This window comes from Acinetobacter sp. YH01019, from assembly GCF_013420285.1.
Classification (GTDB): Bacteria; Pseudomonadota; Gammaproteobacteria; order Pseudomonadales; family Moraxellaceae; genus Acinetobacter; species Acinetobacter gandensis.
In genome coordinates, this window is sequence record NZ_VOYM01000072.1 from 1 (window position 1) to 14749 (window position 14749).

6 protein-coding genes, 6 pseudogenes and 1 other annotated feature are annotated in these 14749 nt (G+C 41.2%); of the genes and pseudogenes, 4 read left to right on the forward strand and 8 right to left on the reverse strand.

Annotated elements, in window-relative coordinates; genetic code table 11:
* Positions 1 to 127, reverse strand: a pseudogene (locus tag FTT84_RS14225) (IS3 family transposase); the annotation flags it as partial.
* 327 nt (positions 128 to 454) lie between these two features.
* On the opposite strand from FTT84_RS14225, the gene ptsP reads away from it, so the two are divergent.
* The 3 genes from ptsP to FTT84_RS14240 are packed head-to-tail and all read left to right on the forward strand — an operon-like array spanning position 455 to position 5945.
* Entirely contained in the window at positions 455 to 3319 is a 2865-nt protein-coding gene (gene ptsP, locus FTT84_RS14230) for a phosphoenolpyruvate--protein phosphotransferase (protein ID WP_180081544.1), read from the forward strand.
* 6 nt (positions 3320 to 3325) lie between these two features.
* A complete protein-coding gene (pfkB, locus tag FTT84_RS14235) occupies positions 3326 to 4258 on the forward strand; it encodes a 1-phosphofructokinase (protein ID WP_180081543.1) in 933 nt (310 codons plus the stop codon).
* Positions 4259 to 4262: 4 nt separating this feature from the next.
* Positions 4263 to 5945 (forward strand): fructose-specific PTS transporter subunit EIIC, encoded by a 1683-nt coding sequence (locus tag FTT84_RS14240; RefSeq protein WP_180081542.1) that lies wholly within the window; start codon positions 4263 to 4265, stop codon positions 5943 to 5945.
* Positions 5946 to 5974: 29 nt separating this feature from the next.
* On the opposite strand, the pseudogene FTT84_RS14245 reads toward FTT84_RS14240, so the two are convergent.
* A pseudogene (locus FTT84_RS14245) lies at positions 5975 to 6209 on the reverse strand (hypothetical protein); the annotation flags it as partial.
* 247 nt (positions 6210 to 6456) lie between these two features.
* On the opposite strand from FTT84_RS14245, the gene FTT84_RS14250 reads away from it, so the two are divergent.
* Positions 6457 to 9804 carry a DEAD/DEAH box helicase gene (locus tag FTT84_RS14250; RefSeq protein ID WP_180081541.1) on the forward strand — a complete coding sequence of 1116 codons (3348 nt, stop codon included), beginning with the start codon at positions 6457 to 6459 and terminating at the stop codon, positions 9802 to 9804.
* An 87-nt stretch (positions 9805 to 9891) separates the two neighbouring features.
* Here FTT84_RS14250 and FTT84_RS14255 read toward each other — a convergent pair.
* The 6 genes and pseudogenes from FTT84_RS14255 to FTT84_RS14280 form a co-directional block, all read right to left on the reverse strand.
* Positions 9892 to 10450 (reverse strand): annotated as a pseudogene (locus FTT84_RS14255) (transposase); the annotation flags it as partial.
* Positions 10095 to 10211: a sequence feature (AL1L pseudoknot), on the reverse strand. It overlaps the preceding pseudogene by 117 nt.
* A gap of 126 nt (positions 10451 to 10576) precedes the next feature.
* Positions 10577 to 11836, reverse strand: a complete 1260-nt coding sequence (locus FTT84_RS14260; protein WP_031996090.1) for a type II toxin-antitoxin system HipA family toxin — start codon at positions 11834 to 11836, stop codon at positions 10577 to 10579.
* A gap of 4 nt (positions 11837 to 11840) precedes the next feature.
* Entirely contained in the window at positions 11841 to 12143 is a 303-nt protein-coding gene (locus FTT84_RS14265) for a helix-turn-helix transcriptional regulator (RefSeq protein ID WP_004684350.1), read from the reverse strand.
* A 190-nt stretch (positions 12144 to 12333) separates the two neighbouring features.
* Positions 12334 to 12476, reverse strand: a pseudogene (locus FTT84_RS14270) (transposase domain-containing protein); the annotation flags it as partial.
* Positions 12477 to 12584: 108 nt separating this feature from the next.
* A pseudogene (locus FTT84_RS14275) lies at positions 12585 to 12948 on the reverse strand (antitoxin Xre/MbcA/ParS toxin-binding domain-containing protein).
* Positions 12949 to 13078: 130 nt separating this feature from the next.
* Positions 13079 to 14623: pseudogene (locus tag FTT84_RS14280) on the reverse strand (site-specific integrase); the annotation flags it as partial.
* Positions 14624 to 14749: the final 126 nt, after the last annotated feature.

Here is a 14749-nt window from a genome sequence, read left to right on the forward strand (position 1 = left end):
GCCAATCAATCACAGCACATAAATAAACAAAGCCTTTTGCCATAGGGATATACGTTATATCCGTACACCACACTTGATTACTGCGCTGAATAGCCAATCCTTTGAGCAGATATGGATATTTACGGTGTGAACCGTACCGGGTTTGTCGGAGCCCAAACTTTCTGAGATGAGACGCATTGCTTCTCAAGACGTAGCGAAGCGTAGTGATCCGATGAAAAAAGTAAAATATACCCCCTGAAATCAGATAGAGCGGTTCAATTAGAACTAAACCCAACTATCGCAACACTGAGCTCTGGAGAATCTCGTCGTTTCTTAATTGCGTCGTAATGATGATTATCAAGATAAAATCAAAATATACAGATTTTTGTGTAAATCCTGAGTAGAATTCGACTTTTATTTTTTCTCCAGTAAAAAAGGCATGGCTTCTCACTATGCTGCTTTGCAAGGACGTTTTATGCTCGCGCTAGATATACAACATGTTCGAATGAAACAACACGCCACTGATAAGGCACAAGCGTTGCAATGTCTAGTCGATATCTTAGTCGAAGACCAATTGGTTACCCCTGATTATATTTATGGCTTGACCGCGCGCGAACAACAAAGTGCAACATATTTAGGGCAAGGAATTGCCATTCCGCATGGGACGCCTCAGTCTCGCCAATGTATTTTAAAAACTGGTATTCGTCTGGCGCACTTTCCTGAAGGAGTTGTTTGGGACGGTGAAAATAAAATTTATTTAGCAGTAGTGATTGCTGCGAAATCAGATGAGCATTTGCAAGTCTTACAAATTTTGACGCGGGCTTTAATTAATGATGTCGCTGATCAAGTGAAACAGGCTCAATCCGCAGAGCAAATTATTGCATTATTACAAGCCCAACCCGCATCTTTGGCATTGCATGAAAATTTAATCGCCACCCAAGTTCCCGCACTTGATGTAGAAGATTTAATTTGGCAGGCAACACAGCTGCTGAAAAAGCAAAAAATGGTGGAGTGTGGTTTTCTGTCGGGTTTAAATCTAAACAGCATGATTCATTTAGGGGAGGGGGTCTGGTCGATCACTTCTAACCAGCATGTTTTGAGCCCAGCTGTAAGTTTGGTAAAAGCGGAACAGGTTTTAAGCCATCAGCAGGAAATGCTCAAGACTTTGGTGTGTATTGCCAGTAATGAGCAACTGGATATGCAACGGTTTCAACGGTTAATGGATATTTTGTTTGATACTGAACAAGTTCATACCCTCAACCAAGAGCAAGATAGTCACCACTTGGCGCAGTTAATTGGCGCTGAACTGATTCCTGATTGGCCATCTCGTTGTATTGTCTTAGCTAACGCTCATGGTCTACATGCGCGTCCCGCGACACACTTGGTCAATATGACCAAGAAATTTGCAGGGGATATTCTCGTTGCTGTAGATGAGGGGGCTTACGTTTCGGCAAAAAGTTTAACCAAATTATTAGCCATGGGATGTCGTCGTGGTCAAACTCTGAATTTTATTGCACAACCTGATACCGATGCTGTAGCAGGCTTAGAACAGATTATTGATGCAGTTCAACAGGGCTTAGGAGAAGAGGTTGAACCTGTTGATCTTGTATCTCATCAGCACAGCAGTAGTGATCCAGTCGTAAATACTTTGGAATTAATACCTTTTGAATCACATGGCGATACGGGTAGCTGCGGTATTGCGGCATCAACTGGCCTTGCTTTTGGTCCTGCACATGTGGTGAAGCCACGTGAATTTAGTTATGAACGTCGCGGACAGAGTTTTAAAGCTGAGAATGAAAAGCTTGAAATTGCGCTTCATCAGGTGAAAAATAGCTTACGTCAATTCATTGCACATACTGAATCTACTGCCATTAAGCAGATCTTCATGGCACATTTGGAAATGCTGGATGATCCAGACCTCCTCCAAAGTGTACAACGCGGTTTAAAACAGGGGTTGTCTGCTGCTGCAGCTTGGCATGATCATATTGAAGTGGCTGCTACCGCACAGGCTGCACTTAGCGATCGTTTACTGGCAGAGCGTGCGGCTGATTTAAGGGATATTGGTGAGCGTGTTTTGGCTGCTTTGTGCGGTGTGGCCGATGTCACAGAACCCGAGCAACCTTATATCTTAATTATGCATGATGTTGGTCCGAGTGATGTAGCGCATCTGAATAAAGATCGTGTTGCAGGCATTTTGACCGCGGTTGGTGGAGCGAGTGCCCATAGTGCCATTGTGGCGCGTGCTCTGGCTATTCCAGCAGTCGTAGGTGCGGGTGTAGCTGTTTTAAATATTGAGAACCATGCCACAGTGCTAATTAATGGGGATACTGGTGAGTATGTGGTCTCACCCGAGCAAAGTCAGATTGATCATGCCATTGCAGAGCGCCAACGCCAGCGCGAGTTACGAGAACAAGCGGAACAGCATTGTTTAGAACCCGCCATCACACTGGATCAACATCAAGTTGAAATCGCAGCCAATATTGGCAAAGTGGGTGCTACGATACAGGCTGTGGCCGATGGGGCAGAAGCAATTGGTTTGCTACGCACAGAATTGGTCTTTATGTCACACAGCAGTGCGCCTGATGAGGCTACACAGGAAGCCGATTATCGGGTGGTGTTAGATGCTTTGGCAGGTCGTCCATTGGTGGTACGTACACTTGATGTGGGCGGGGACAAACCTTTGCCGTATTTGCCTATTGAAAAGGAAGAAAATCCATTCTTGGGCTTACGTGGTATTCGTCTGACTTTACGTAAGCCAGAGTTGTTACGTCAGCAATTGGTTGCTTTACTTAAAGCAGCGGATAATCGCCCATTAAGAATTATGTTTCCGATGATTGGGCGGGTTGAAGAATGGCGAGCAGCAAAAGCAATTTTGGATGAGGTTCGCATACAGCATCCATGTGAAAACTTACAAGTCGGTATTATGATTGAGGTTCCTGCGGCAGCATTGTTGGCTCCAATTCTTGCTCAAGAAGTTGATTTTTTTAGTATTGGAACCAATGACTTGACTCAATATACTCTGGCGATTGACCGTGGTCATCCACTGTTGTCTGCTGAAGCTGATGGCTTACATCCGAGTATTTTGCTATTGATTGATCAAACTGTTCGGGCAGCACATCAGCATGGTAAATGGGTGGGCATTTGTGGTGAATTGGCTGCTGATCCAAAAGCTGTGCCTGTATTGATAGGCTTGGGCGTGGATGAGTTGAGTATGTCGAGTACCAGTATTCCATTGGTGAAGGCGCAAATTCGTGGTTTGAACTATATAAATTGCAAACAGGTCGCACAGCAAGCCTTAAGTTGTGACAGTGCGTCTGCCGTACGTGCATTGGTGGAGTAATTACGAATGGCTAAGATATTAAGCATTACTCTGAATCCTGCAATTGACCTCACCGTGCAATTGGATCAACTAAAAGTTGGCGAGGTCAATCGTCAGTTAACGGCCCAAAGCCATGCAGCAGGTAAAGGCTTAAACGTGGCACAGGTCCTTAAGGATTTGGGACATGAACTGATTGTGAGTGGCTTTTTGGGGCAAGAAAACCGTCAAATTTTTGACCATCATATCCAGCAAGAGCAATTTGATAACCAATTTATTTATGTTGCAGGTGAAACACGACAAAACATTAAAGTTGCAGAAGCTTCTGGTCAGATGACTGACATCAATGGCAAGGGCTTTTTTGTAGATACCTCAGCAAAACAACAACTATGTGAACGTTTATCTCAACTGATTTTAGAGGTTGATGTGATTGTGATTGCTGGCAGTTTGCCACAAGGGTTTTCTGCAGAAGAGCTTTCGACACTGATTTTATGGTTACAGTCTGCGGGTAAAAAAGTCGCAGTAGATACCAGTGGTGTTGCGTTGAAAGCAGCAATTGCTGCCCATCCTTGGTTGATTAAGCCTAATACAGATGAGTTGACGGAAACTTACCATTTGCCAGCAGAAACGTTTGCAGAACAGCAGCATCTTTTTGCCAGTTTAAATAGTCAGATCGAACATATTGTGGTCTCGATGGGTGAAAACGGGGTGAACTGGCTTCACCGCACTCAATCCCTGCATGCTACTGCACCGAAGGTCACCGTCCAAAGTACGGTGGGTGCGGGAGATTCCTTGCTGGCAGGTATGATTCATGGCTTGTTGAGTTCAACTTCCCCAGAAGAAACATTGAAAACAGCAACCGCAATTGCGAGCAATGCTGTGACCCAAATTGGGTTTGCCCTTCCAGACTTTGCTGTTATTGAAGATTTGAAATCGCAAATCTCAGTCCAATCATTGAGTTAATACGATGCAAGAGATTAAACATATTTTATTTGTGCCACATAGTCCTGAGCAGCCGATTAATGCAGTGATTTTGGCCAAAAAACTGTCTAAAGCAGCAACAGCACTTGGTATTTCCAATCATGTGGCGACATCAGTCGAGCATCTCGATTTATCAAATGTTATTGATACTGTTGTTTTTGTTGGACAGAAGTCGGCAGATGCGGATCAACTGCGTGACAAGGTTGTGAAAGTCATTGGTTTGAATAACACACAACACGATGCGATCATGCTTTTGCAACAAGTTCTTGAGCATTCAGATGCTTTAGATGAAACTATTGCAGCCAATGTAGGGGTTACACGGTTTGTCGCCATTACAGCATGTCCAACTGGCGTTGCGCATACGTTTATGGCGGCCGAAGCCTTACAACAAGGTGCAGTAAAGCACGGTTATCAGATTGATGTTGAAACCCAAGGATCGGTTGGGGCTAAAAATATTTTATCGGCAGAAAGTATTGCCAAAGCAGATGTGGTGATCTTAGCAACGGATATTGAGGTCAATACAGATCGCTTTGTAGGCAAACGTGTATATCGCTGCAGTACAGGATTTGCCCTTAAGCAAACGGATAAGACTTTTGCAAATGCAATTGCTGAGGCTAAAGTGCTTGAAACGGGTAAGCAAACAGCCACTAAGACAGAAAATGAAAACAAAGAAAAAACTGGAATTTATAAACACCTTTTAACAGGGGTGTCTTTCATGCTGCCGATGGTGGTGGCGGGCGGTTTGATCATTGCCATCTCGTTTATGTTTGGCCTCAATCCTGTTGAAGGAAGCTTTGCCGCATCCTTAAAGCAAATAGGTGCTGCAGCATTTACTCTTATGGTACCTATGCTGGCAGGTTACATTGCTTATTCTATTGCGGATCGTCCGGGTTTAACTCCAGGTTTGATCGGCGGTTTACTTGCAACACAATTAGAGGCAGGCTTTCTCGGTGGATTAGTTGCAGGTTTTATTGCAGGTTATATTGCGTTATTTTTATCGAAACAGCTTAAACTCCCAAGTAGCCTAGAAGCATTAAAACCAATTTTGATTATTCCACTATTGGCCAGTTTAGCTGTTGGTTTAATCATGATTTATGTGGTTGGACAGCCTGTTGCACAATTGTTTGAATTACTCACACACTTCCTTGCCAATATGGGGACGACCAATGCCATGATCATGGGGGTTATCCTTGGGAGTATGATGTGTATTGATGTTGGGGGGCCAATAAATAAAGCGGCTTATGCCTTTACGGTGGGCTTACTTACGTCACAAACATACGGACCGATGGCGATTACCATGGCTGCGGGTATGGTACCACCGTTGGGTATGGCAATTGCAACTTTTCTGGCAAAGCATAAATTTGCCAAACCTGAGCAAGATGCGGGGAAGGCTGCTGTAGTTCTGGGCCTATGTTTCATTTCGGAAGGGGCTATTCCGTTTGCTGCCAAAGACCCGATTCGAGTGCTTCCATGCGCGATCGCAGGTGGTGCTGTAACTGGGGCTTTGGTTGCATTATTTAAATGTGAACTAGTCACTCCTCATGGCGGTGTAATGGTACTGATCATTCCGAATGCGATGAATTATCCATTAAAATATTTATTGGCGATTGCGATTGGAAGTGTGGTGACTGGTGTAGCTTATGCCGTGATAAAACAACGGTTAGAATAAGCCCTTCATAGGAGCTTTATGAAAGCTATTTAGTGCAATAAATGAATATTATGCTCAATCCTATTTTGGATCAGTTGGAGTCTCTGCTTGAATTTGTCCAGGTAATAGGTCATGAGCGATATTGCTGAATCGGATTGCAACCTTACAAATCGAGCCAATAATTTCATCGACTTCTTGGACACAAAGTTCCGCTTCCTGAGTACCAAGTTTCACAAGAGCTTGTCGAGGAATATCCAATGCCTCACCCATGATATCCATTTGATGTGCAGGAAAGTTCTAAACCTTTACTGATCGCTTCTGCACTGTATTCAAAGGCGATTAATGGCCGACCTGTGATTGCGGTTGAGGAGACCAATGTACCCCAAAGCCAATATTCACCCCATCCATTGTAGTAAACATTAAGTTTTTGAGCATGGATTTATTTCCTTTTAATACATTGGCGAGCAATACTGTTCTGAAATGACAGCTTTGTCCGTTATAATTGTATAAACATTTTTGGTTTCTGGTAATTATGTCCTCATTGATCAATTTTCTATCTCGCTTTAGTACTGCAACTCTTCAGCGCAGTCTGAGCTATGCTAAACACATTGATAGGGAAACAATTGAGTTCTTTGAGGAAAATGAAGATGTCACGATGTATGCTCAAATTGAAGGGACAGATTATTACGATACCGCGATTACCTATAATCTTAAAAAAGACCGTTTAATCGATAACGACTGCACTTGTCCGGTTGGATATAACTGTAAACATGCTGCTGCTTTAGCACGGTTATTCTTTCAGGAATATCGCCAGGAATTTCAGCAGCGTTATGTTGACTCTCAATCCCCGCAGGGAATCGCAAAACGCCTACGGGGGGATGATCAGGCACAGCGCTGGTTGAATGATTTTAAACGGTATTTACAACAGACTGAACCAGAGCAATCTGTCAAAACAAACAATTATTTAATTTACCTGCTAGATCAGTCTGTCAGCTTAAAGAAATTGACAGTTGATGTTCAGAAGGCCAGACGCAATAAAAACGGCTCAATTGCGGGGGAAAGTTATTATACCCAATATGAAAATATCACCAGAAAGCATCTGACTTTACCTGAACAAAAACGACAATTATTTAACCAGATTTATTATTATGCCAAAATAAACAGTGACGAACGATTTTATCAAAGCAATCTTGATATCTCCGGAATTTTATTGGAGCATTTCAAATCTTTTATTCAAAGTGGCGATGTGTACTGGCAAAAAAAGAGCCATACTGCACTTCAATGGTCAGAACAAGGCTATCACATCGAACTGATCTGGCAACAAGGTGTAAACAAACAGACAGAGCATTTAAACATTGAATTGGTCAATGGTGATATTCGACTCGATTTGAAATCAAATCCACATATTCAGATTCTCGCGAGTCATCCACCATGTTATGTGGATATTCAACAGAACACGGTGGGCCAGTTATATGGTGAATATACGGCAAATCTTCTGTACCATTTTTTACAGATGCCTGATCTTCCATCTATGCTCTTGCCAGAGTTTGAGAAACTGACTCATCAATATTCAGACGTGAAAAATCTGCCTCAGCCCGAGTCTATTCAGCATATTGATGTCCTTGAGGGTAGTCCCCAGCCAATTTTACGCTTCGGTGTTTTAGATAAATTTGATTGGAAATGGGAAGAGTCTGTTTGTGCTGAAATTGAATTCTCCTATGCAGGCGGAAGAATAAAAGCAGGTACATCAGGCGACAGTTTTATTGGTGAGCTGCATGACAAAATGGTACGACAGCTTCGGGACTTAGTTCAGGAACAACAGTCAATCCAACGTTTACAGCTATTGGTCGAATCACTGAAGTGGGTGAAAGATCTTAGTTATGACCATCAATTAAAACTGAATAAACAACGTCTTGATTCTATGGTTTTTGCTTTCTATGGAGATTGGATCAAACAGCTGATGCCCATCAATCAAATTGAGTTGATGGGCTGGCAGATAGAGCATCTGAATAACAGCCCCTTTAATCTGCAATATGTTGAAAATTTAAATATTTCTATCACTGAATCTGAAGGCCAGCAGGACTGGTTCAATATCGGGGCGACGGTTCAAGACAGTGCAGGCAATTCTTATAATTTGCTTGATGCGCTCGTAGCTTTGGTGCGAGTAAATCCTGATTTACTTGATCCGCGGACGTTTATTCATCTGCATGACAGTCAAATTTTCACCGTGAAAACTGCAGTTGATCAACCTGATTTGGCTCTATCCGCTAGGGATATTAAGCCGGTATTGTTGCATCTGCAGAGCATTTTACAGCAAGAAGAGCGCAGTATTGATCGCTATGATGCGAGTCAATTATTAGAATTGCAGCATAATCTTGGGATGACATGGCAGGTCAGTGATCGCCTGCAGCAATTTGTACAGAAATTCAAACAAGGCTATCAGCAACAACTGCCGACACCACAAGGTTTTCAGGGGGAGTTGCGTCCATACCAGCAGCAGGGCTTAGGCTGGTTACAGTTTTTAAGGGAAACCCAGCATGGCGGGATTCTGGCAGATGATATGGGCTTGGGGAAAACAGCACAAACTTTAGCCCATTTACTCATGGAAAAGCAGGCTGGATATTTGCAGGACAGTCCCGCCTTAATTGTTGCACCCACATCGCTGATGCATAACTGGTTCAAAGAAGCGGAGAAATTTACCCCTCAGCTGAAGGTATTGCTGCTACAGGGGCCCGACCGCCATCAGAATTTTGAGCAGATTCCGCACTATGATATTGTGTTAACCACCTATCCGCTTCTAGCGAGAGATGAAGAACAATTAAAGCAATATGAATATCATCAACTCATTTTAGATGAGGCGCAGAATATTAAAAATCCGCGTGCCAAAGCTGCACAGGTAGTACGGCAATTAAAAGCACGACATCGTTTGTGTCTAACAGGTACCCCGATGGAAAATCATTTGGGTGAACTGTGGGCACTATTTTATTTCCTGATGCCAGGATTTTTATATTCACAAGAAATTTTTAATAAAAAGTACCGTCATCCGATTGAAAAACGCGGTGATCAGCAGTTAAGGCAAAAGCTGGTCAACCGGATTAAGCCCTTCATTTTACGTCGCTTGAAAACTGACGTAGCCAAAGAATTGCCAGAAAAAACCACGATTGAAGTCAATATTGATATGAATGACCAGCAATCCAAGTTATATGAGGCTGTTCGCGCCACGATGCAGGAAAATATTCAGAAAATTGTGGCAGAAAAAGGCTTTAAACGTAGTCAAATTCAAATTTTAGATGCCTTACTGAAGCTACGTCAGGTGTGCTGCCATCCTAGCTTACTAAAGCTGGATTCAGTGAAAATTGGGCAGGCAAACTCTGCCAAACTTGAACAGTTGATGGATATGGTCGTTCCAATGGTGGAGGAGGGGCGAAAAATTCTTATCTTCTCTCAGTTTACCTCAATGTTGGAACTGATTGAGCAACACCTCCATCACGCAGAAATTGGCTATGTGAAGCTGACTGGAAAGACCAAAAAGCGAGATGAAGTCATTACAGCATTTCAGTCTGGACAAGTGCCGATATTTTTAATCAGTCTGAAAGCAGGAGGGGTCGGTCTGAACCTAACTGCCGCAGATACGGTCATTCACTATGATCCATGGTGGAACCCTGCTGCTGAAGATCAAGCTTCAGATCGTGCATGGCGGATTGGACAGGACAAGCCAGTATTTGTGTATAAGCTGATTACCAATAAAAGCATAGAAGAAAAAATTCTTGCCTTACAGCAAAATAAAGCAGAACTGGCACAGTCTATTCTAAGTACCGATCATGAGGGCGAAGCGAAACTGACGGAAAATGACGTGATGAACTTGTTTGAGAAATTTTAGTTTGGTGAACTGTACCGGGTTTGTCGGAGACTTTTTTATTTAAGTTAGGCCACCTAGCTTAACGGGTTAGTCTTATCATAGTAGACCAATAAATAATCTCTTAGATAGGCTGTCTGATGTTTTTAAAATGCTATAACGCCCGGAGCTTTCTTTCCAAATTCGTTTAATTTATTCAGCATGATGCAAATCATGTAGATCTCGCTTAGTTTGATGTTCCCTTGCGAAGCGAAGCTTCCCATCAACTAGATCTAGGGGTAATACCCCCATTTTTAATTAAATTAATAGGTAGAAGCTGCGATCGGAAAAATCTTACAAATCGCCTCAACGCCATATAAGTCTTTATTGTTATGGATGAAATCCAGCATTATTTGTGTGGGCGTTCGAGCTCCACCTGGGCGAAAAAAGTGGCTGCTTTAAGGAGAATTTCATTCGCACGTTGCACTTCTTTATTTTCACGTTCGGGCTGTTTAATACGTTCTTGATATGGAAGTTGCTGTACTTTAATTGAATTTTGTTGATCTAAATATTTTTGATACCAAACTCGTAAAGTTTCAGGAGTGCAACCAATTTTAGGCGCAATCGCAGCCCAATTCGATGGATAATCTTTTTCAAATTCAATCAATAATTGAACCGCTCTATCTCTGATTTCAGGGGTATATTTAGGTTTTTCATCGGATCACTACGCTTCGCTACGTCTTGCGAAGCAATGCGTCTCATCTCAGAAAGTTTGGTCTCCGACAAACCCGGTACGGTTCAGCTTTGTAAAAGCTATTTAGTGCAATAAATTGATATTATGCTCAATCCTATTTTGGATCATTTGGATAGTCTCTGTTTGAATTTGTCCAGGTAATAGATCATGAGCGATATTGCTGAATCGGATTGCAACCTTACAAATCGAACTAATAATTTCATCGACTTCTTGGGCAGAAAGTTCCGCTTCCTGAGTACCAAGTTTTACAAGAGCTTGTCGGGGAATATCCAGTGCCTCACCCATGATATCCATTTGATGATATCCACCTGGCCCTTCACAGAAAGTAACATCATAGGCAGGGGAGAGTTTCCATTGCCCATTTTGGGACATCAGAAATGAAAAGTTTTTGCAATGATCATCTCGATTATTGAAGACTACATTGAAAACAGCTCGCTTGAATGCAATTGCTTTTTCGCGAACATCATTGGTGCAAAAGTGTGCAGCGCGAAGAAAGTTACTGTAGTCTAAACTCCCTGGTGATTTAAAATCAGCTCCGGTGAAGGCCGCTAAACTTTGCATAGGGATACGCATGCCATCGTGGCGGTCAAATCTCTTTGATGCAAATGCGGTTAATCCATTCGGAAGAGTAAAATATTGAGTGTCAGGGGTATCAATATGACAATGACGCAAACATTCTGCATAAACAGCTTCAATTGCACAAACTTCAGGATGCTCTTGCTGAGCGGGAAATTTGATCAGCCAAGCTTCATGTTGATGTGAGCTAACTGTTGAGAATTCATTGGTGACAGGATCACGATAGATGAGCGCTTTTGGCCTTGCACCTTGTGGAGATCCACCCATAATTAATAAATGCTGTAAAAATTCTGCACCTTCTCCTTTGAGAACTTCCTGAACTTCTTGAGCGAGTTTAATCAGTGGGATATTTTCAGTTAATGCTAACTCAGTTGCTGAAGGTTCAAAGGATAATGCTCCCATCGCATGTGTATTAATATACGTGAGTCTTTCTAATGGCCCAATCCGTGCAGGATTAAATCCATTTTTTTTAAATAAGCGATCCATAAGAAGCATGCCCCAACCATCGGGCAAGGCATCATATATAGGACCTGGCAATCCCATTTGATGTGCAGGAAAGTTCGTTCTTAATGGGTCACCTTTTAACGGGAGTAGGTAAGAGGAAAGTTCTAAACCTTTACTGATCGCTTCTGCACTGTATTCAAAGGCGATTAATGGCCGACCTGTGATTGCGGTTGAGGAGACCAGTGTACCCCAAAGCCAATATTCACCCCATCCATTGTAGTAAACATTAAGTTTTTTGAGCATGGACTTATTTCCTTTTGATACGTTGGCGAGCCGTATTGCTCTCATAGCGGAGAATGTCATTTACACTGTTTAAATGAGGTTTAAAGAGTTCCTCTAAATCTTTTAATCGGCCTAATACCATGGCAACACGTACTAAATTTTCAAATGAAACATTTCGACCAGCTTCCAGATTAGATACTGTATTCACACTAACACCAGCACGTGTAGCGACGTCTGCCTGAGTCATTTCCAGATAAAGTCGTTCTTTGCGAAGCCTTTCACATAATGAAGTAACAACCTCTTCAGGTTTTTTGAATTTTAAATCCATAATATTGTATCTTATGTCTATATATACGTATTAAACCACAAAATAATGGAGTTATTAACTGTGCTAGTTGATCGGTAATGAGGTGCTTAATGGGCTGATTAGATCCTATTAGATTAAAGAAGTCTAATTAGATATTTAAAATCTAAAGGAATCTAATACGTAAGCGTCCGCTGAACCCCATAGCTATTTTTTAATTCGGTTCAGGTTTCCAGCGGTGTGTTAGTAATTCTTCTATTTGGGTCATTTATGTGTCGGCGGCCTTTTCAGCACATCATTTAAATAGGCATACGGATCTAGGCCATTCAGCTTTGCTGACTGTATTATTGACGGAATTAGGTCAGACATATACATCTTGAAAAGAAGAGGGGATTCTTATACCTCGCATTTGAATTATTGGAGAGGACTATCACTTTCAAATTTTTCTGTAATACTTTGCTTATCTTAAAGTTTAGTCTGAAGGCCTTCCACCAATTGTAAAACAGAGGCCAATCCCTGAGGGTTCTGAATCTGTTCTATTGGAATACAACTCAACAATTTATTGGGTGACATTCATAAAATGTTGCATCCATTTAGCCTCTCCACCTGTTAGAGCATCTAATGATATCGCAATACGAATTAAAATAATTGCGAGTTCTCCCTGACTTGAATCGGGATCTAACTCAAGCGAATTTAAAGTTTCCACTGAATCTAAATTGAGAACGATAGCAAGCTGGTCCTGTGTCAAACCAAGTTGTTTTGCAGCTGATAAAACAGATTTAGCCAATACCTTTTTTTGTTTTGCAATTTTTTCTAATGTTTTACGCATAACTGATCTCTGTTTCAGAGGTTACTGATACATAGAATTTATACTATTTTCTTATTGTTTTTTAGACATCCAATTTTTGCTAAAGATATATTAAATGTGGCTTTAGATAAGGAAGCAACGGTTAAATTATTTAACCGCATGTAGTGATTTTTAGACCTTCAACTTGCAGTTCAAGAGATCGAGGTCTGCCAATACAAGCTAGATGTAAGCAAAATTTAAATGCAGCAAGAGCATGACCATCTTTTACTGAGTAGAGTTGTAGACGAGGAAACTCCTCTTGAGTTGGTGGATGTTTATCTGTTGATGCTTTTGCTAATTTGAAAAGTTGAGGCTGTTGTTTAGCATCTAACTTTGTTTGCAAATCTTGTCCAAGTAAGTGCCAAAATTTGGCAGGAAATAAAGCCTTAACTTGGGAGTAAAAATGTTCGAGTTGATCGATATCCTTCCAGCGATAATGGATACCGGTATGTGATGCGGTCACTCGATTCAAAAATATATTCAGGGCGCATGCAATTTGTATTGGATTTTTACGAGCTATTTTCTGTAGATGTTCAAAAAAATAAGTCACTGCATGAAGCTCTTCAGCGCTATCAAGCATTGCTGGTTTTAAGTGGGTTGAGCTATCAATACCAAATAAACGGGGATTCCCTTTTTTTGATTTAATGTCTGCTAAATTTAGGGCATTTTCATACCAATAATTTACGAGCTCTTCTGGTAAGCATATACGTTGAGCTGCACTTTTAGGATCGTGAGTAGTCTCTAATAAGTTGAGTGTTTCATAAAAGCGTTGAAGTGAAATTTTAGAATCTTCTGTGCCGGCGAAGAAAGCAAAAAAGTCATGGGGTTGATTTGTTTGTACTGACAGTTCGTTAAGAATGTCAGTAGCATTACTTTGGAGCCAGTTTGTTTGATCGTTCAATAATATAGTTGCTAGAACTACCTGATTTTTTTCAAAATTAAAGTCTTTTTCATCCGTTGTTATTTTCAAATTTTTAAACGTTGCATTGTAGCCCATGATTTTTTTAGCCAGTTCATTTGGCATATCTGGATGATGTTTCAGTAGTTTTTGACCAGCAATGAGATAACTTAAGTGAATATAACTTTTGAAAGTTTCAACGGGTTCTATATGCCCTAAAAGATGTGCGATAACAAACCAATGGTTTTGTCCATGTTGATTTTGAAGAAGTTCAGCTCGAATTTTTTCATATTCGTTTTCACTATAGTCAGTCAGCTCTTGCACAAGTGGTGCATATTCACAGTTCAGTAAAAGCGATAAATGATTCGCTGCCGTGTGACGAAAAGAGTGAAAGGAGTAATGATGCTCTTTAAAGACCTGATTCAATATCAGTTTTAGGGGCACAGTGACAGTGTGTTTATTCAGTTTTTTATTTTCATTCAAGTTGCTGAATAAATATAAACTTTTCTTATTCTCTAAACGTTTTTCAACAATAAAATCGCTAAAGAATTGGTACTCATCATCTTTAAGCAAAGCGTAAGCAGGCACAATCCGTTCCGCACTATCAGTTTTGAGCAGATGTTGATTCCCTTGTTTTTTTGAACCGTAAGGTTGAACCCAGATAGAAAATTGATCTAAACCCTCGATATCTTTTACACGTAACCCGAGTATTTCGTTAATACGCATACCAGTACGGTAAGCCAAAATATAAATGATTTTTCTTTGTACACGACAAAAAAAGATAACTCATTGAAATAATGGCATAATACTTGTTTTCTGACGACGAATATGATGACACATTTCAATGAGTTACATCTCATCTTAAACAAATATCTAAAGTGGAAC

What these genes read in the sequence shown, in the direction of transcription:
- FTT84_RS14240 (WP_180081542.1), top strand. Translation starts at nt 4,263, where the DNA reads ATGCAAGAGATTAAACATATTTTATTTGTGCCACATAGTCCTGAGCAG.
- FTT84_RS14265 (WP_004684350.1), bottom strand. Translation starts at nt 12,143, where the DNA reads ATGGATTTAAAATTCAAAAAACCTGAAGAGGTTGTTACTTCATTATGT.
- FTT84_RS14250 (WP_180081541.1), top strand. Translation starts at nt 6,457, where the DNA reads ATGTCCTCATTGATCAATTTTCTATCTCGCTTTAGTACTGCAACTCTT.
- FTT84_RS14260 (WP_031996090.1), bottom strand. Translation starts at nt 11,836, where the DNA reads ATGCTCAAAAAACTTAATGTTTACTACAATGGATGGGGTGAATATTGG.
- pfkB (WP_180081543.1), top strand. Translation starts at nt 3,326, where the DNA reads ATGGCTAAGATATTAAGCATTACTCTGAATCCTGCAATTGACCTCACC.
- ptsP (WP_180081544.1), top strand. Translation starts at nt 455, where the DNA reads ATGCTCGCGCTAGATATACAACATGTTCGAATGAAACAACACGCCACT.